Raw genomic sequence first — 16,896 nt, forward strand, 5'->3', positions numbered from 1 at the left:
TTGGAGAGGAAATCGTCTATTTGGAGCTAGAGATGGGCTTATAGTTCCATGGGCAAAAAAGAGTGGCTATGACAAAATACAGATTAGCTAAGAAGATGAATCATATAAGCAATGGAGGGTTATCATGACAAAAACATTCAAATACAGGCTTGAACAACAAACAGCTTATAAACATAGTGGTGGTACAATGCGCGAAGTTTCGGTGACTGACTTTCCTGTATCTACAGCAATGACAGGTGTATCGTTGCGACTAGCTCCAGGCACATTGAGAGAATTACACTGGCATACCAATGCTTCGGAATGGGGATATGTAGTCAGTGGAAGTTGTCGCACAACGGTTTTGCATCCTGATGGCACGACGTACATAGATAACTTTAACAGTGGAGATGTATGGTATTTTCCCAAAGGGTATGGGCATTCGATTCAAGGGATTGGAACAGAGGAATGTCATATTATTCAGATTATGAACAATGGTACGTTTACCGAAAAACATACCTTTAGTATTACAGATTTTATTGCGCAGACTCCTGTCGAGTTGGTTGCTCAAAATTTGGGCATTTCGATTGCAGAAGCACAGCAATTACCGACACAAGAGTCTTATTTTGCCTCTGGACCTGTACCGGATGATTCGACTCTAGATGCTACAGCACGTAGTACAACAGGGCTTACCAGTATGCATCGCTATCCGCTTATGGCTCAAGATCCTAAGCGTGTTCCTGGTGGAGGTACAGAACGGGTAGCTTCGGCACGTCTATTCCCTATTTCTACAAATATGACAGGTGCTATTATCGAGATTCAACCGGGCGCTTTACGAGAAATGCACTGGCATCCCAATACCGATGAATGGCAATATTATATAAGTGGCACAGCACGAATGGCTGTTTTTCTAGGAAAAGGAGAACTGATCGAAGATCAATTTGAAGCAGGCGATGTAGGTTATGTACCTGAAGGTGCAGGGCACTATATTTACAATAATGGAACAGAAGTCTGCCGAATCTTAGTCGGATTCAACAATGGACAACACGAGACGATAGATCTGACCAAATGGATCTCTAGTACACCGGATGATGTGCTGGCAACGAATCTGGAAATCAATCGTGAACAAGTAAGCCAATTACCGCAACGCCACTGGTTTATCGCTCCTTCTCCTTTACAGTAATCGATCATTATCACTTTCTACCTCTACAACTGACACTGTTTTACTATATAGATCCTTACATGTGGATATTTATGCGGTTTATGGAAATAAGCTGATCGATACCATGTATTGAGATTTACTTATGGATATCTACTGAAAATGAATATCTAGCTAATGATCAATTTCATTTGTTCAAAAGCGACTGCACGTATGCTATTTTTATAAAAAAGATCATGTGAATACACCATAACCTACATGAAGATATCCACTAATGGTATCTAGCGTAGAGTGTATAACATGATCTTTTTTATATTACAAGATAGGCTGGTTCATCATATCTGTGGTGATCTAATCTTGTTTTACTGAAGCAAGACTACAGTAGCTTATTTTCCTCTAACAAAAAATCACAGGTATGCTCATCGACCACCTGAATATTGTTTTGCCGAAAAAGAGCTGCGGTTAGACCGGAACCAATGATTTTATTACCGCTAAATGTACCATCATAGACCATCTGACTTCCACACGAAGGGCTATTGGCTTTTAGCACTGCAACAGTAATTTGCGCTTGTTGCGCTTGCTCCAACGCTCTTTTGGCTCCTGCTTGAAACGATTCAGTTACATCTTCGCCTGAAATCGTGATCACTTTTGCGTTGCCTAACCACACATCTTCGGCTGTTCCCCCTACAATCTCTGCTGGTTCGCGTGGTGTAGTCAGACCACCTAACACTTCAGGACAAAAAGCTACTGCTTTGCCTTGCTGAATCAGTTGATCTAACGGTTGTACGAGGTTGCTTCTTCCATCATATCTACAGGCAACACCTGTCAGACACGCGCTAATACCAATCATGCTTCACTCCTCCTTTTTACCTACTTTTTTCCGAGTCGGTCAAATCTCTTCAAAAGGATCAATATTCGGATTGGTTGCATCGATCATATCGACCGGCGATTCTGTAAACGATTCTTCCAATTGCTGATCAAGTTGCTGTTCATCTGCGATACTTTGAATATCTTCCGAACTGATACTGATATATACATATCCATCAGACTGCTGTTTTTTTAACGCTTTTTCTTTGAAAAATCGAGGGCTTCCCTCGCCTCCATCTTCATCATAAACTAACAAAATACCGTCTGTTTTGCGAAATAACAAATCATCCCGAGCAGTAAATTGCCAGATCCCTTGATAGGGCTGCTTGCTCACCAGACCATAATAGTCGACCCCTTTACAAATCTCTTCATAATAGGTCTTTTTATCTTCACTCCACTTTTCTTCTGGATTGGCAAATGCTGAAATAATCGATAATCGTAATTGAGGATATTGTTCTTTGAGTGCAATCACCACTTCACATGCCCACAAATCTACACCATACTGCCCCGGTGTAATCACCCATTCCAATCCTTCCTCGATCAGTGGAATTAATTTGCTACGCAATGCTTGCTGAATAAAAGGAATACCTTCATGCTTTTGTCCAAAAATATTCAGCTCGTGCGCACGATAACCGGTTACCAGTAAATTCTTCATGCCTTGCTGTCCTCCGCTTCTGTTCATGCTCTTCTTCCATCATAACATGAAGCGAAATAAAGCAAAAACTGATCCCTTTTAAATAGAAGAATCAGTAGTTTGTAGCGATCAATAGAAGTATTAACTGGCTGTAGTGACAATACGATTCGGATCACACTATTTCCAATGATGCGGATAACTACCTTATATATAAAACAGATATACAAAATAGATATAAAAAATAAACCTACTCAGTATAGACTGAATAGGTTTACTTCAAGAGATAAGATTGTTTTGGTTATACGGTCTTTGGTAATTGCATCGGGTAGCACTGGTATAAATGTGTGCTTAGGTTCCCATTTTCTTACGTTGGTTATTTACTTTTTTGGTCATCTGGCTTTTCATCTTTTTACCGCCGCCGTCAAATCCATTATTAGAACCTTTACCTGGTTGGTTGGCTTGCTTTTTCATCGCCAACAAACGTTTTGCTGCTTCAGCCTGGCTGACTTTTTGTGCTTGCTTGGATTCTTCTGTTACTTCATTGTGTTCTTGTTCTGTACTCATTGTGTTCACCTCAGTCTCATCATAGCATAAGGGATGGTTCAACTCCACGAATACTTTATCTTTTGGTGCTGTTGAACTCTTCATTTATTGCCAGATCCGTTGTATACGAATCAACTGATATTCATCATCAAATACCAATTGATACACATCAGGATTAGACAAAGCTTGCCAGTGTTCAAATTGGATCTGCTCATCATAATATTTAAGCAATAGGGAGATCAAATTACCATGTGAGACCACTGCAATCTGCTTCGCATCAGTACGTATCGCTTTATCAAATACAGCTATCCCTCGATCCATCGCTTGCCGGCTCGATTCCCCACCGGTATAACACAGATCCAGATCATCAAATGTTAATTTAAGCTTTTCTAACCAATCGGGTAGATTTTCTTGAGACAATACTCGTTCTTGTAGATCAGTATCTGTATGAATTGATAATGATCTTCTACTAGCAAGAGGTTCGATCGTGCGATAAGCTCGTTCATAAGGGCTAGATACAATATAATCGATTGAAAAATCATTCAAAAAATCAGCTAGATATATCGACTGTTCTTGTCCGAGCGTAGTTAACTGTGCATCAGGTGCTTGCCCTTCTGCCTGACAATGACGAATAAGAAAAATAGACTTCATTGATCACAACTCCCTGATTTTGCTTAATCTTTGCTCTATACCAGTTGTAAATATATATGCATCAAAATCAAGCTGTATATTAGTCGATAGCAATCCCCAAACGTTTCACTAGATCACTCAAATCTTGACCTTTAAGCGCACCTTCAACCAGTGCAGGGAGTAGTGCTGGTGTACAAGCAAAGCTCGGCGTACCATCACGGGTAAATTTTTGTGCTAATTGCTTATCATAAAAAGGTTTCCCTTCATCTGATAAAGCTAATAGACATAATGTTTTGACCCCTGCTTCTTTCAGTTCACGCATACGGCGAATCAAACGTGCCTGACTACCACCTTCATATAGATCAGAGATCAAAATAAACAATGTCTTTTTGGGCTCTTCGATAAATTGTTCACAATAAGCAACAGACTTATCAATATTGGTTCCTCCACCTAGCTGTATACCGAACAACATATCTACCGGATCATTGTTGCATTGTTCAGTGAGATCAACAACACTGGTGTCAAAAGCGACTACTCTTGTATCCAGAGCAGGCATACTGGCAAAAATAGAAGCCGTTACTGAAGCCCAAATAATCGAATCTGCCATAGATCCACTCTGGTCAATATCAATAATCACTTTCCATTCGTGACTACGACGTGCTCGATCAAAATAATAAAACTTTTCAGGAATAATCTGACGACGCTCCTGATTATAATGCTTGAGGTTACGTTGAATCGTTCGCTTCCAATCGATTCCGCTTAATGAAGGCAAGGGAGAATGTTGCCTGCGATTTAGCGCCCCTGTCACTGCGCGGCGCATATCTTGTTCCAATCTTTTGACCAAATCATCTACAACCGATTGAATAAGTAAACGTGCCGTTTCTTTGGTTTTCTCTGGAATTTTGCCTTTGAGTGCCATAAGAGTGCCGACAAGCGTAATATCAGGTTTGACCTGTGCTAACACTTCTGGTTCAAATAATAGCTGTTTCCACCCTTTACGTTCCATTGCATCATTTTGAATAATAGATACAACATCTTCTGGAAAAAAAGTACGTACATCTCCCAGCCAGCGTGTTAATGTCGGTGAAGAAGGCCCTTTGCCTGCGCCTTTGCCACCATTTCGGTTGTTACCTGACTGCGCTTCATGACCTGAAGTATCATCATAAATGGCTGCTAATGCTTGATCCATAATTCGCTCTTCTTCTGTCAGTGTTATTCCTTCGATTTCGCTAGAAGTCTGACGTTCTAACTGTTGCTCTGCTTCAGCTCCTAGAATCAATCGCCAACGGGACAATCTTTTCTGTTCATCATGAGTAGGATTCATCGTCAAAAGTCCTCGAACTCAAAATCATTCAGGTCATCGATCATTTTGGCTTCTTCCTCCTTCAATTCTTCGGTCAGGATTTCAGCAGCTTGTTCGGCATTAACGCCCCATAATTCTCCTAATAACTCAGCAATCATATTTTTTTCTGACGGCGAAAAAGTACTGAAAGCACGTCTTAAAAAGACCAATGCACGTATAAAATCATCATCTTCTAACGATTCGATATATTGATGTAACTGTTCCCATAAGCTTGCACGCGATAATAACATATAACGATTACGACTGGATAATCCTTCAAACCAACCTGCTCCCAGATCAGCAGGAACGCCAGGAGATAGTCGGCGTGAGACTTCAGCAGCTAATTGGGTAGCAGATACCTGATTACGCTCAATTAACAGAGAACAAGCAAATCCAGATAATTTAGCATTCAGATCGTCTCGTTCCATCACTTCTGTCAGTTGTTGTAACCACAGCTCATAATCCAATTGCTCGATATGATCAAGTCCAATCGTATGCAGTTCACTGATTGACTTCATCATTTCATGGGCTACATCATCATTACATTGACAACTACTCACCAGAAATAAAGAAGCACGCGTAAATAGCTGTTCTAGTAATGGGATCAAAGGTGTAGTATCTACACGGCGGATATCACCATACTGAATAATTTTGGATAAGCTTCTCGCCGCTAGCGTAATCTGTATCACATCTTGATTGTCAACAGCTAATCGTTGCAAGGTCTGACGACCATTTTCTAACTGCGAGACCATTCCACTTTCACAAGCGATTAAGATCAGGTCAGAGGCTTCGGCAATCGTAGAACAACGATCTAACTTTTGCTGTAAAACATAAGCCGCCGCAATCTCAACTGTTTCTCCAAGCAAAGTCGATTCTACTACTTGAATTTCTACTTCGGGCGACCATTGTATTACCCAGCGTTCTGCCCATGTAGCTTGATCTTGCCCGGTCTGTTGCTGATGTACAAACTGAATATTTAATAAACGCAAACGGTGAAATAAAAAGGAACGATGCAGATCCAGAAAAGCCGCTTCTTTAGATTGAACACGTCGATTTTCACGCAAATCAAGCATCAAATCTTGAGCAATTGTTGTTTTGTATTTTGTTAACTTTAATTGATGTAACAAGCGATTAAGATCATCTTGAATCGGAGTCTGACTAACCCCTTCAGCTAATTGTCCGATCGTTGTTCCTACATTGATCTGTGCTAACGATTCGGCAATGACTGTTAGATCACCATGTCCGAGTAACGTCTGCGCTGCATCTTGCAGATCACGTAAGACTGGAATATGACCACCATGCAGAGCAGACAGAGATTGCGCCATCCGTACCGCTTCAATAACTTCCGCAGTCGAACGATGAGTACCTGATTGACGCAATAAGCGAGCTACAGAAGATAAATACAGATGAGGTAATTCTTCCAATGCTCCTCGGTTCATCTGTTGCCACATCATTTCATAATAATGAGGAGCATGGTTTCCAGCGCCATATCCAGACATGGACGACAACTTATAATAAGAATACGGCATCAAGGTTAGCTTGGTGGAAGAGACCGGAAGACTCTGTAATTCTTGATCTGTCATCGTATCCGATAGATCACTTAATGCGGCTGCATGATACGCACCACAGACTACCATAATCTCGTGTGGTTGATATCCACTTTCTAGCGCTTGCTTGATCTGTCTGCGCATATACGATTCACGAATAGCATTATAAGCATATTCATTGGTAAAAGAGTCTTTTTCTTCTGCTTCTGTTAATTGACGCATCTGCTCTGAAAACTGTAATATCGTTTGCCGATACGCATGTTCATTGAGATTATGTTCATAATTCCGTTCCCAATACATATCATAATCATCTTCACCAGCTAATTGCGCGATCCGATCATACAGCGATTCATGTACCGACTCTGGCAACACTTCTGCTTGAGGAACCGTCTGCTCTGGATCTGGTACAGGTGGAGATTCTATCTGTTGCTGTCGTTCAAGTCGACGTATATCTTGCAGAGCGATCATGACTGACGAAGGCAAATCAATAAATAACGATTGTGCTTTGTGATCTGCTGCCCATTTCATCGCCTGATATTCAGGAGAATAGGAAGCTAGTGGCCATAATGCTGTTCGTACAGGCAATTCTTCTGTAAAAGCAAGAATAGCGATCGGTGGCTTTGTTTTGCGCTGTGTAATATGCTGAATCTCTGAGGTAGCATCAGAAGGCCCTTCAATCAAAACAATTTTGGGCTTTATCCGATTCAGATCGTCCAATAGATGCTTGGAGCCGCCAGGGGAAAGGTGACGCACTCCGAAAATATGCACACCGATACCAAGCTCAAGCTGGCTACTCACTCGTTCATCTCCTTACAAGCTTGATACAGACCACGCCACTGCTCTCCCCGCTTTTTCATTACATTATCCAGATACTCTTTCCAGACAATCCGATCTTTATCGTCGTCTTTGACGATAGCACCTTGCAATCCTGCGGCTAAATCTTCATCGGTCAATTCACCGCTACCAAAGCTTGCTGCTAAAGCCATACTATTCGTTAATAATGAGATCGCTTCTGCGGTAGAAATAACCCCTGCTGGCGATTTTAATTTATCTTTGCGATCCAGTGTCATTCCACTGCGTAATTCGCGGAATATGGTCACGACTTTGAGCAATGCTTCATCTGCCGGTACAGCGGCTTGAAGATCGTAAGCAGAAGCAATTTCGCCTACACGTTTGCGTACGATATCGATCTCGGTCTCCAGACTAGATGGAGCAGGTAACACAATAATATTAAAACGTCGCTTGAGAGCGGCTGACATTTCATTGACTCCACGATCTCGTGTATTCGCTGTTGCAATAATCGAGAACCCTTTGCGAGCATTCATTTCTTTGCCTAATTCGGGTACCGAGATTGTTTTTTCAGACAAAATCGATATCAATGCATCTTGCACTTCTGAAGCGCAACGCGATATTTCTTCAAATCGAGCTATACCACCCAGTTCCATCGCGCGCATAATCGGACTTTGTACCAATGCTTCTGGTGTCGGGCCATTAGCAAGCAACATCGCGTAGTTCCATGAATAACGTACATGTTCTTCACTGGTTCCAGCCGTTCCCTGTACAACCAGATTAGAATGACCATAGATAGCTGCCGCCAAATTTTCAGATAACCATGACTTGGCTGTTCCTGGTTCACCGATTAGCAATAGCGCACGATCAGTTACTAATGTAGCAATCGCCATTTCGACCAAGCGCCGATTACCGATATATTTAGGTGTGATTGTTACTTTGCCTGCTTTTCCACCTGTAATAAATGTCAGTACAGATTGCGGTGACATTTGCCAGCCTGCCGGAACTTTGCCACTATCATGTTGACGTAACGCTTCTAACTCGTGCGCATACAATAATTCTGCCGACTGTCTCATCGTATCTTGTAAAGATTCAGGTGTACTCATTATTTCATCCCTTTCAATGTGTGGACTACGAACTCTAATTGTTCTGCTGCATACCCTCTAAACTTGGGAATCGTTGCTTCTCGATTTTCTGGTAACAAAGCCTCTAATCGCTCTATATCTTCAACAGGAAATTCTAAAAAAGAATGAATAATATAAGGTTCAAACATATATGAATTGGAATTGCGACGATCGTCGATAGCCTGCCACATCAGTTGGCGTTTATCTTCTTTGGAGATACCCAGACGTTCTTCAAGAGCACGTAAAATGAGAGTCGCTGTACGATTACGAAACTCTGGATTGTCCTGCAATTTTTGGCGTAAAAATTCTTCTACTCCTGCAACACCAGGGCGAGCCAGAGCGGCTACCAGTTCAACATCATCTTGCTTCATCGCAAATTCCAACCACCGCTTGTCCCATTTTTGTTCCACTTCAGCTAATGGCAAAATCTTTTGCGTATACACATGTTGTTCTTGATGCCCTAATGAGACACTTTCATATGCATTTTCGAGTAACATCGGTCTCATCGTCGCTATCACTTTGCCAAGACGTTTTTTGGCTTCTTTATTAATTTTGGCTTTCATTTGAGCTACCATACCGCCAATATAATGATCGTACACTTGTTTTGGAGACAACATCTGTAGCGATAGACGGAAAGCAGATGGCACAAAATCAGCATCTTTTTCAGACACTTCATATAATAATTCCAAGTCTTTGGAAGTGCCTACATGTTCGATATAACGAGCCGCATCCCATAATAGATTACGCCAATCTGTAATCTGATGAGAAGCACTCAGATTGTACAAATACGTATAATGTTGCAACATATCCTGATAGCTTTGATGAACCGTTTCATTTTGGCTATGCGTCCACATTTTACCGAATAATAGTAAGCGTTCTGCTATCTTTTCGATTGCTTTGTACTCTACAGATTCTTGATGTTCTGACTGAATAACTTGCTCTACATCGCTAGCAAAAACAGTCGCCAACTGTGCTTCCAAATCTGCTGATACCTCTTGATAACGAACAGCCTCTACAACATATTCCAAATCTTTACCTGCTGATGCTGTCAAAAGACAGGCTATCGCTTCGCTGGAGTCACTACCAGCAAGTGCATAATAAGCAGATGCACGCACTGTTTTCTTTTTCTCTTTGGTCCATGCTATACATTCCGGTACATACTGTTCATGCCCGGATAAAAAGCGAATCGCTGTTGCTCGAATATCATCCGATGCAGATCGAGATAGTTCGCCATACCAATCCAGTAGATCCAATTGGTGCTCTTGGGCAATAGTATGAATCGCTGTGAGCTTACGGACTTCTTTTTTGTCTCCTTGAGGATTGAAAATATCTCTCAAATACGGGAGAATCGCTAATCCATAAGAAGGAACTATCTTATAGATCATCAGTTCTGCAATTTCTGAATACGCATCATATAATCCTTGTATAGCAAGTGGCATTAGTCGAATATCTTGAAATATTCCTTCTTTGAATGCATGATCAATCACTTCAAGACGTCCGCCACCTGTGGTAGACAACGCTTGTACGACAGGAGCTAATTTGCGATAAGAATAGGTTGTAGGTGAACTTAGACTTACATCTTGTGGATGATTCACTCCTAAAGGCTTCAGATCGCCTTCAACCGTTACACTGCCTTGAGTATGAAGCACAGACGATAACAACAAAGTAAGATTCTGCAAACGTTCAGCACTACTAACATCATTATTCTGATCCATTATACTTTCGATCTGATCTCCAAGACGCTTAAAAATAGGTGCTTTCTCGCCTAACTGTTGAAATCGAGGTAACAATTTGCGTAAGCGTATATCTTCTACAGCTAATTCACTGCCTGCAATATAGAGTCGTCTCGTTTCTTGATACAATTCTTGTAATAAAGTTGTACTCATACGTATACCCTCCTAACAATCTATAGGTGCTTTTACACTTTTTGCTACATGGGATGATGAACTTTACAGTTGTTGAATCATATATTTCAGTTGCTCTACTGCCAATCAACAATAGCCAAATAGATTTCTCGATACAATTCCTCTAGTAGCGATGTAATCCGTATAACTTCCTTCTAGCCATCTACTGGTTTATCAATATAACAGGCGCATAATTCCATTCCCATTAATAATAGAAAGTGGTTGAGCGATTAATTGACCTGTATCCATCTGATGTTCAAATACCAACAGCACCGTCACATTTTGCAACGTTTCTTGTGGTAAGTAAGGAAGTAATCCTGTGCTGGTACCAATCGGTAGCGAAATATCAGTAAGTCCTATTGTTTGTCCTTCAGCATCTTGAATCACCAATCGTTGATCATCACTTTGATAAAATTGACTAACTTGAAGCAAAAGTGCCGGATACGGATCAGCCAGTGGATTTTTCAATTGGTTTTTAATGACTTTGATTCCTTCTGCAAAGGAACGATAAGCTTGGGCATGAATAGACTGCACATCTTGCTCGGTCACCGCTCGGGTCGTTAGACTTTCCCAACGGACACGTGGATTAAGATCCCCTGGATATACATAAAGAGGCTTCGGACAAGCAATTTCAGTAAATGTATCTTCTTCCCGAATATGTTTGGCTGCTTTGTACGGACGATATTGCAACGTTCGGCGGATCTGTTGACTGCCTAATTCTAACCAGTATCCCAGATCAACAAATTCCATTCTTCCCGGATCATCATAGCTCGTAAATGCTAATTGAATTAATTCTGCGTTCTCTGTCATACGCTGATATTGTTCCAATTCGCTAAGTTGCCATGCATGCCCTAACCATTCTTCAATCGTAGACTCCGCATCCAAAGCCAACTCTGGATCTTCCAGCTTCGACTGTAAATGAGTCCTGCCTTTACGAATCAACGCATGAATAAGCGTTAATTGTTCTACTGCATATGTATAGTTCGCTTCAGGATTGTTTTTCGGAGATAACAGTCCTGCCAGACGACGCAATTCGACTTGCGCACCGGTGAGGTAATAATTGCCCATTTGTTTGACATGTTCTTGAATGCGCTTAACGACTGTAGCATCGACTGTACTTAGACCGTTGCGGATCAATGATAAGGTGAACTTTTCTAAAATATCCAATCCCTCTAATTGAGTCTGGATTTTCTTTTTCAATGCATTTTTGTTGACTGTTTTCTTTTTTGGTGCCTTTTTCTGTGTAGGATCACTTTCTACAGCAGCAGCTTTTTCTTCCCGCTTTTCGATTTTGGCACGTTTATCTGCGATATCTTCCGGAATTGTAGCGGTTGTAAATGTCTGTCCTGAGACGTAAGCGTACATAAGCGCTAAAGCATGTTTGCATGGAAATTGGCGACTCGGACAACTACATCTGGAAGTTGGTTCTTTATCTGTCTGTATAAAGTCTACAGAACATGCGTAATTGCTTTTGCCACTACCTGCGCACTCTCCAAACAGTAAAGTACCATCCTCTGTTTGATGAAGTTGTACCAATTTATTTTTTTGAATTAATCCTTTAGCATTTTTAATTGCCGCCGCATTAGGTGCAAGTGCATCTACATATCCTTCTGTCAGTTCAATAGTCATATAAATCCTCCTTTAAATAGTAAAAATATAAGATGTATACGTCTCTATAATATATTCAGTATATCCTGTTATCAGAATTATATATCTCATTATAGAACATTTGTTCCTATTTTTAAAGAGGCATCATTGTATATCTTCAAATCAATAAATCTGATATTGTAACAGGAGTTCTACCAATCGTTCCTTTGCTTCTTCATCTGTATCATCATAACAAAGCGCTACTTCATAACCATAAGCATAATTAAAGCGAGCGTACCCTTGAATAGAGCGCCAGAATAACAAACAACTATATGGAGATTCAATCTTCAAATCTGCTGGCATCTGCGTATTAATCTGATCAGCAACCTGTGTTAATTGCTCTGCACTTGAACTGATCGAAAGCAAATTGTTACCTTCTTCAGACGGATGAAATGTCAGCGAGCGATGTTGTTGAGATGGAGTCCATGACTCATAATAACGATGTTGTTGCATCTTCTGAAAAGAATCCCCGTAAGACATCGTCAACCATTGATCCATCATCTCGATCCATGAAGCTTGAGAATCATACTGGCGTACTTCGATCTCAGTAGAATGCCTCGGTAACCATAATAGATCACTCACTTGAGGATGAAGAGCTAAAAAGTCTCCATCAATCGTTGTTCCAATCACGATACATTCAGCCAGCTGTTCATTCGTAATCGGGCTATATTCATCATGTTCCCACAACTGGTATTCTACAAATTCTTGTAACTGCTGAGCGTCTGGATGTTCTATATTCAATACTCCACAATACGTACCTACTCCATATTGCTGTACAAATTCACAATAAGCTTCTGGCAATTGTATATGATGATCTTGCTGAAAACGAAGTAATGTTGCGCGTTCTACAGGTTGTACATGTTCGTTCACCAAATACATACCAATACCCACTTTCTAATCATATTATATTTTTATTGTACAGATAAATAACAGAGGAATAAACATTGGCAGCTAACTCGGAGCGAAAGATTAGATAGACATAGCGAATGATCTTTTTTCCATATTCTTTTGAAATGTAAAAAAAAGTCCCTCTAATTATGCAGAGAGACTTCACAATATTCACTTATAAATTAGCATGTAACATATTCAAAATACTTCGTAATTCAGACACAGGTACTTGTCCGGGAGCGGACGATTTTTGGATAGCACCGAATGTAATAGCTGATCCGAATAATTCTCCTGTTAAGCGGCTAATCATGCCTTTGCCTGCCATCGACATTGTAATCATCGGGCGATCAGCATGTTGTTCTTTCATTGTATTGGTTGCATCCAGTAAAGTGATCACATCGCTACTGCTTTGAGGCATAACAGCGATTTTGGTCATATCTGCACCCAATTGTTGAGCACGACATAGACGTGAGATGATCTCTTCTTTAGATGGTGTCTGATGGAAATCATGGTTGGAAATAATCACAAATGTATCATGTTGATGGGCTGTTACGATCAATTGTTCAATATCGGTTGCTTCATTAAACAGTTCTACATCTATCAGATCGACTTCACCTGTTGAAGCTACAGCCTGATTCAATGCTACATAATCACTACTGCTTAATTCATATTGCCCGCCTTCTTTGGCACTACGGAATGTAAAAATAAGCGGAGTCGATGGAAGAATATCGCGGATACGTTCCAGTGTATGAGTGACCATATCCAGTTGCTCTACTTGCTCAAAAAAATCAACACGCCATTCGACCATATCAATATCAGCTAATTTGAGGGCATGTGCTTCTTCTACTAATTGTTCAGTGGTACTTCCTGTTAAAGATACGCAAATTTTAGGCTTTCCTTCTCCGATTGTAAGGTGTTTGACTCGTACTGGTTTGAATGTATGAGAATTAGACATTTGATTTGAACTCCTTTGCCATACAAAATAAATGAAAATGTCTTGCGATACTGTATCATAATATCTACTATAGTATAGCCCAATTTGAAGCATGCTGACACCGCAGGCTATTGTAATGTACAGGCTTTTTATTAGAATTTATTGATTAGACGAGTATGGGTATCCGGATCACAAATAACAAATAATTTGGCTTCTGCTGGAATATGTTCAGTTAATTTACGATTAATCGTCATATCGTTGCGATCACTGATCAATGTAGCTCCTTGAGACAGCAGTGCTTGAAAAGCTTCACCATACGTATGCCAGCTTGCATCTGTTGGTATATGATAAATATCTTCGCCGTACTGACGATTGAGTAATTGAGCTAATACATCGTTATTGCCTTCATTGAGTGCAGAGCGAACAGCTAGTCGTGAAATCGCATCATGAGACAATACAAATTCATTAACATGTACATGATGGAAGTTTTTGATATGATTTTCTAACATAATTTCAACAGTAGTATGTACATGGGAAGCTAATCGTTCAATACTGGAAGCGACCAACAAAGATTTGCCATCGACTAAAGAAGCATCATCAATTCGGGAATCTGCAAAAATAATCGCCGCACGCGCAGTACTGATCTCGGCTTGTTGTAAGGTCTCGTCTTTGGTTGGATCACCATTAACATAATGGACTTGTGGATGATCGTATGGATGCTTTTCCAATTGGTCGATAATTACGATATCTATTTCTGGATTGCTGGCAAATAGTTCATCGATTGCATAGTGTGCTTTTTTGCTCCAATTGATAATAATGATATGATCTTGTCCTACATATTTCAATTTACCGGCTCCTCTTCTTCGGTTATATTCTCCCATCGAATCTACAATCTTACTAATAATTAAGCTCAGTAGACCAATACCGAAAATATACAAAAATACAGTGAATATTTTACCACCTATACTTTTCATAAAATAATCGCCGTAACCCACAGTCGCCATTGTGGTCAATACCCAGTACAACGCGTTAAACCAGTGAGTAAATGTATCCGGTTCGATCATATACGCTATCGTAGCTGACAATAACACAAATAATAATGTAGTTGTCGCTAATACCGATTTGCGCATTCTTACCATTTTGCGAGAAAGACGAAGAATGATATGCATAATGCTCGAGTGTGCTCCTTTGTTAGAATAATAGCTATTGGTGAAAAATAACTTGAATGTTAAATAATTCGACAACTGTTTGTCATTCGCCTTTTTTGCTAATCTATCCGTTATAATAAAATGAACAGAAAGATATTTTGCGTTGCAAAAATCATGTTTGATTGAATGAGGTCGCGCTTTTAGTGCCAAGCGCTTATTGTAAGATATTTTGCGTTGCAAAAATCATGTTTGATTGAATGAGGTTGCGCTTTTAATGCCAAGCGCTTAACAGAAAGGATTTAGAGAGGTTATGGATATTTCGCAGTGGTTGTCTTATTTGACAGAAGAAAATTTAAAAAGTTGGATGAGTGAATATCGTTCATTGGGTCCGCTTGCTAGTATGTTATTGCCTTTTCTCAAATCCTTTATCCCTCCATTACCTACGATTGTTATTCTGGGTGTAAATGCGGCTGTTTACGGGTTATGGATCGGTTTTCTATATTCGTGGATTGGTATTACAGCAGGGTCACTGACTGCATTCTGGTTGGTGCGTAAGTTGTCAGAACATCGCTACCTGTTACGGCTTGTACATAATCCCAAAGTCGTTACTACAAGACGTTGGATTCGAAATAATGGCTTTAATTATATTTTTTTACTGAGTCTTTTTCCTGTAGGTCCGTTTACATTGTTAAATGTGGCGGCTGGACTAAGCGGGATACGATTTCGTTCTTTTATGATAGCGATTATTTTTGGACGAGGGATTATGGTGTTCGCCGTATCATTTATCGGTGCCGATCTGTCTCGTTATCGTGAGAATCCGTGGAATCTGTTGTTGGTGTTGCTGTTTGTGATTATCTGTTTTATCTGTAGTCGTAGTATTGAAGCATGGTTCGGTCGTCGGGATGAGCTTGCTGAACAACAATAATATATTCCAGTGTAAAAAATAACATAAAGATCATAATAAGCGAGAATTTATAGGCATGATTGGGTAAATAAAGATATAGAATCAATTGAACGAAAGGAACGTGGCTATGGATATTGCACAATTCATGTCTTATCTCCAAGAAGGTGATATCAATCATCTGATGGATCAATATCGTGCTCTCGGTCCATGGTTTAGTATATTGATCGCTTTTCTAATCTCTTTTATTCCTCTATTACCTATTATTGTTGTGATCGGGCTTAATGTGGCGGCTTTTGGATTATGGTGGAGTGTATTGTACTCTTGGATCGGTATAATGAGTGGGGCTATTCTGATGTTCTGGTTAGTGCGTAAGCTTTCCCATTACAAATATATCGATCGCTTTTCTCATAATAAAGCTGTCCAAAAAAGTATACGTTGGATGAAAAATAACGGATTTATGTATATTTTTATGTTTAGTTTGTTACCATTTGGTCCTTTTACATTGCTTCATGTGGCTGCTGGACTCAGTGGCATCAAATTCCGTTCTTTTGTAATTGCCGCAGGTCTGGGTCGGGGCATGATGATCTTTATCATTTCATTTATCGGAGCCGATTGGGCTAGCTATTTCCAGCAACCGTTGAAATTATTATTTGTAGCATTATTCGTTATTATCGGATTTATTTTTATCCGCAAAGTCGAAGCTTGGTTCGGTAAACGAGAAGAATCGGAAATACTAGATATCGAACCCGAACCTCAAGTGTGTAAATAATATGCAAAAGCGCCTGATCTCCACTTGTTTCCTGTGGATCAAGCGCTTTTTTTAGATCGATGTAGATCTATTTCAGTTAGTATCTTGTTCT

Annotated in this window: 15 protein-coding genes; 3 read left to right on the top strand and 12 right to left on the bottom strand. The window is 40.2% G+C overall.

The window, feature by feature from the left end; all coding sequences use genetic code 11:
* The first annotated feature begins 124 nt into the window (after positions 1 to 124).
* Positions 125 to 1,159 (top strand): cupin domain-containing protein, encoded by a 1,035-nt coding sequence (locus QCD85_RS05010; protein ID WP_301261824.1) that lies wholly within the window; start codon positions 125 to 127, stop codon positions 1,157 to 1,159.
* 352 nt (positions 1,160 to 1,511) lie between these two features.
* On the opposite strand, the gene QCD85_RS05015 is transcribed toward QCD85_RS05010, so the two are convergent.
* The 12 genes from QCD85_RS05015 to QCD85_RS05070 all read right to left on the bottom strand — a co-directional run bounded on the left by QCD85_RS05015 (position 1,512) and on the right by QCD85_RS05070 (position 15,153).
* Positions 1,512 to 1,985: a DUF523 domain-containing protein gene (locus QCD85_RS05015; protein ID WP_301261825.1), complete on the bottom strand. Its 474-nt coding sequence runs from the start codon at positions 1,983 to 1,985 to the stop codon at positions 1,512 to 1,514.
* 39 nt (positions 1,986 to 2,024) lie between these two features.
* Positions 2,025 to 2,657 carry a DUF1273 domain-containing protein gene (locus tag QCD85_RS05020; protein WP_301261968.1) on the bottom strand — a complete coding sequence of 211 codons (633 nt, stop codon included), beginning with the start codon at positions 2,655 to 2,657 and terminating at the stop codon, positions 2,025 to 2,027.
* 327 nt (positions 2,658 to 2,984) lie between these two features.
* A complete protein-coding gene (locus QCD85_RS05025; protein ID WP_273615007.1) occupies positions 2,985 to 3,200 on the bottom strand; it encodes a hypothetical protein in 216 nt (71 codons plus the stop codon).
* 84 nt (positions 3,201 to 3,284) lie between these two features.
* Positions 3,285 to 3,830: a histidine phosphatase family protein gene (locus QCD85_RS05030; protein WP_301261826.1), complete on the bottom strand. Its 546-nt coding sequence runs from the start codon at positions 3,828 to 3,830 to the stop codon at positions 3,285 to 3,287.
* Between the two features lie 79 nt (positions 3,831 to 3,909).
* Positions 3,910 to 5,133 (bottom strand): VWA domain-containing protein, encoded by a 1,224-nt coding sequence (locus QCD85_RS05035; RefSeq protein WP_301261827.1) that lies wholly within the window; start codon positions 5,131 to 5,133, stop codon positions 3,910 to 3,912.
* Between the two features lie 2 nt (positions 5,134 to 5,135).
* Positions 5,136 to 7,496 carry a DUF5682 family protein gene (locus QCD85_RS05040; RefSeq protein ID WP_301261828.1) on the bottom strand — a complete coding sequence of 787 codons (2,361 nt, stop codon included), beginning with the start codon at positions 7,494 to 7,496 and terminating at the stop codon, positions 5,136 to 5,138.
* On the bottom strand, positions 7,493 to 8,593 hold the full coding sequence (locus QCD85_RS05045; RefSeq protein WP_301261829.1) for an AAA family ATPase: 1,101 nt from the start codon (positions 8,591 to 8,593) through the stop codon (positions 7,493 to 7,495). Before QCD85_RS05045 ends, QCD85_RS05040 begins: the two co-directional genes overlap by 4 nt.
* Entirely contained in the window at positions 8,593 to 10,497 is a 1,905-nt protein-coding gene (locus QCD85_RS05050; RefSeq protein WP_301261830.1) for a HEAT repeat domain-containing protein, read from the bottom strand. The genes QCD85_RS05045 and QCD85_RS05050 overlap by 1 nt, the downstream gene beginning before the upstream one ends.
* Positions 10,498 to 10,689: 192 nt before the next feature.
* Complete coding sequence (locus QCD85_RS05055) at positions 10,690 to 12,144, bottom strand: SWIM zinc finger family protein (protein WP_301261831.1); 1,455 nt, start codon at positions 12,142 to 12,144, stop codon at positions 10,690 to 10,692.
* A 141-nt stretch (positions 12,145 to 12,285) separates the two neighbouring features.
* Positions 12,286 to 13,041, bottom strand: a complete 756-nt coding sequence (locus QCD85_RS05060; RefSeq protein ID WP_301261832.1) for an SMI1/KNR4 family protein — start codon at positions 13,039 to 13,041, stop codon at positions 12,286 to 12,288.
* A gap of 184 nt (positions 13,042 to 13,225) precedes the next feature.
* Complete coding sequence (gene aroD, locus QCD85_RS05065) at positions 13,226 to 14,005, bottom strand: type I 3-dehydroquinate dehydratase (RefSeq protein ID WP_301261833.1); 780 nt, start codon at positions 14,003 to 14,005, stop codon at positions 13,226 to 13,228.
* Positions 14,006 to 14,136: 131 nt separating this feature from the next.
* On the bottom strand, positions 14,137 to 15,153 hold the full coding sequence (locus QCD85_RS05070) for a potassium channel protein (RefSeq protein WP_301261834.1): 1,017 nt from the start codon (positions 15,151 to 15,153) through the stop codon (positions 14,137 to 14,139).
* A 289-nt stretch (positions 15,154 to 15,442) separates the two neighbouring features.
* Between QCD85_RS05070 and QCD85_RS05075 the strand changes: the two genes are divergently transcribed.
* Together QCD85_RS05075 and QCD85_RS05080 are read left to right on the top strand one after the other, a co-directional pair.
* Positions 15,443 to 16,057, top strand: coding sequence for a TVP38/TMEM64 family protein (locus tag QCD85_RS05075; RefSeq protein WP_301261835.1), 615 nt, complete (start codon positions 15,443 to 15,445; stop codon positions 16,055 to 16,057).
* 106 nt (positions 16,058 to 16,163) lie between these two features.
* The gene (locus tag QCD85_RS05080) at positions 16,164 to 16,805 is read left to right on the top strand and encodes a TVP38/TMEM64 family protein (RefSeq protein ID WP_274170869.1); all 642 of its coding nucleotides are present in this window, start codon (positions 16,164 to 16,166) and stop codon (positions 16,803 to 16,805) included.
* Positions 16,806 to 16,896: the final 91 nt, after the last annotated feature.

Origin of the sequence: Paenibacillus sp. PsM32 (genome assembly GCF_030433815.1) — a bacterium.
In the GTDB taxonomy this organism is placed as follows: domain Bacteria; phylum Bacillota; class Bacilli; order Paenibacillales; family Paenibacillaceae; genus Saccharibacillus; species Saccharibacillus kyungheensis.

What these genes read in the sequence shown, in the direction of transcription:
- QCD85_RS05010 (WP_301261824.1), top strand. Translation starts at nt 125, where the DNA reads ATGACAAAAACATTCAAATACAGGCTTGAACAACAAACAGCTTATAAA.
- QCD85_RS05015 (WP_301261825.1), bottom strand. Translation starts at nt 1,985, where the DNA reads ATGATTGGTATTAGCGCGTGTCTGACAGGTGTTGCCTGTAGATATGAT.
- QCD85_RS05020 (WP_301261968.1), bottom strand. Translation starts at nt 2,657, where the DNA reads ATGAAGAATTTACTGGTAACCGGTTATCGTGCGCACGAGCTGAATATT.
- QCD85_RS05025 (WP_273615007.1), bottom strand. Translation starts at nt 3,200, where the DNA reads ATGAGTACAGAACAAGAACACAATGAAGTAACAGAAGAATCCAAGCAA.
- QCD85_RS05030 (WP_301261826.1), bottom strand. Translation starts at nt 3,830, where the DNA reads ATGAAGTCTATTTTTCTTATTCGTCATTGTCAGGCAGAAGGGCAAGCA.
- QCD85_RS05035 (WP_301261827.1), bottom strand. Translation starts at nt 5,133, where the DNA reads ATGAATCCTACTCATGATGAACAGAAAAGATTGTCCCGTTGGCGATTG.
- QCD85_RS05045 (WP_301261829.1), bottom strand. Translation starts at nt 8,593, where the DNA reads ATGAGTACACCTGAATCTTTACAAGATACGATGAGACAGTCGGCAGAA.
- QCD85_RS05050 (WP_301261830.1), bottom strand. Translation starts at nt 10,497, where the DNA reads ATGAGTACAACTTTATTACAAGAATTGTATCAAGAAACGAGACGACTC.
- QCD85_RS05055 (WP_301261831.1), bottom strand. Translation starts at nt 12,144, where the DNA reads ATGACTATTGAACTGACAGAAGGATATGTAGATGCACTTGCACCTAAT.
- QCD85_RS05060 (WP_301261832.1), bottom strand. Translation starts at nt 13,041, where the DNA reads ATGTATTTGGTGAACGAACATGTACAACCTGTAGAACGCGCAACATTA.
- aroD (WP_301261833.1), bottom strand. Translation starts at nt 14,005, where the DNA reads ATGTCTAATTCTCATACATTCAAACCAGTACGAGTCAAACACCTTACA.
- QCD85_RS05070 (WP_301261834.1), bottom strand. Translation starts at nt 15,153, where the DNA reads ATGCATATCATTCTTCGTCTTTCTCGCAAAATGGTAAGAATGCGCAAA.
- QCD85_RS05075 (WP_301261835.1), top strand. Translation starts at nt 15,443, where the DNA reads ATGGATATTTCGCAGTGGTTGTCTTATTTGACAGAAGAAAATTTAAAA.
- QCD85_RS05080 (WP_274170869.1), top strand. Translation starts at nt 16,164, where the DNA reads ATGGATATTGCACAATTCATGTCTTATCTCCAAGAAGGTGATATCAAT.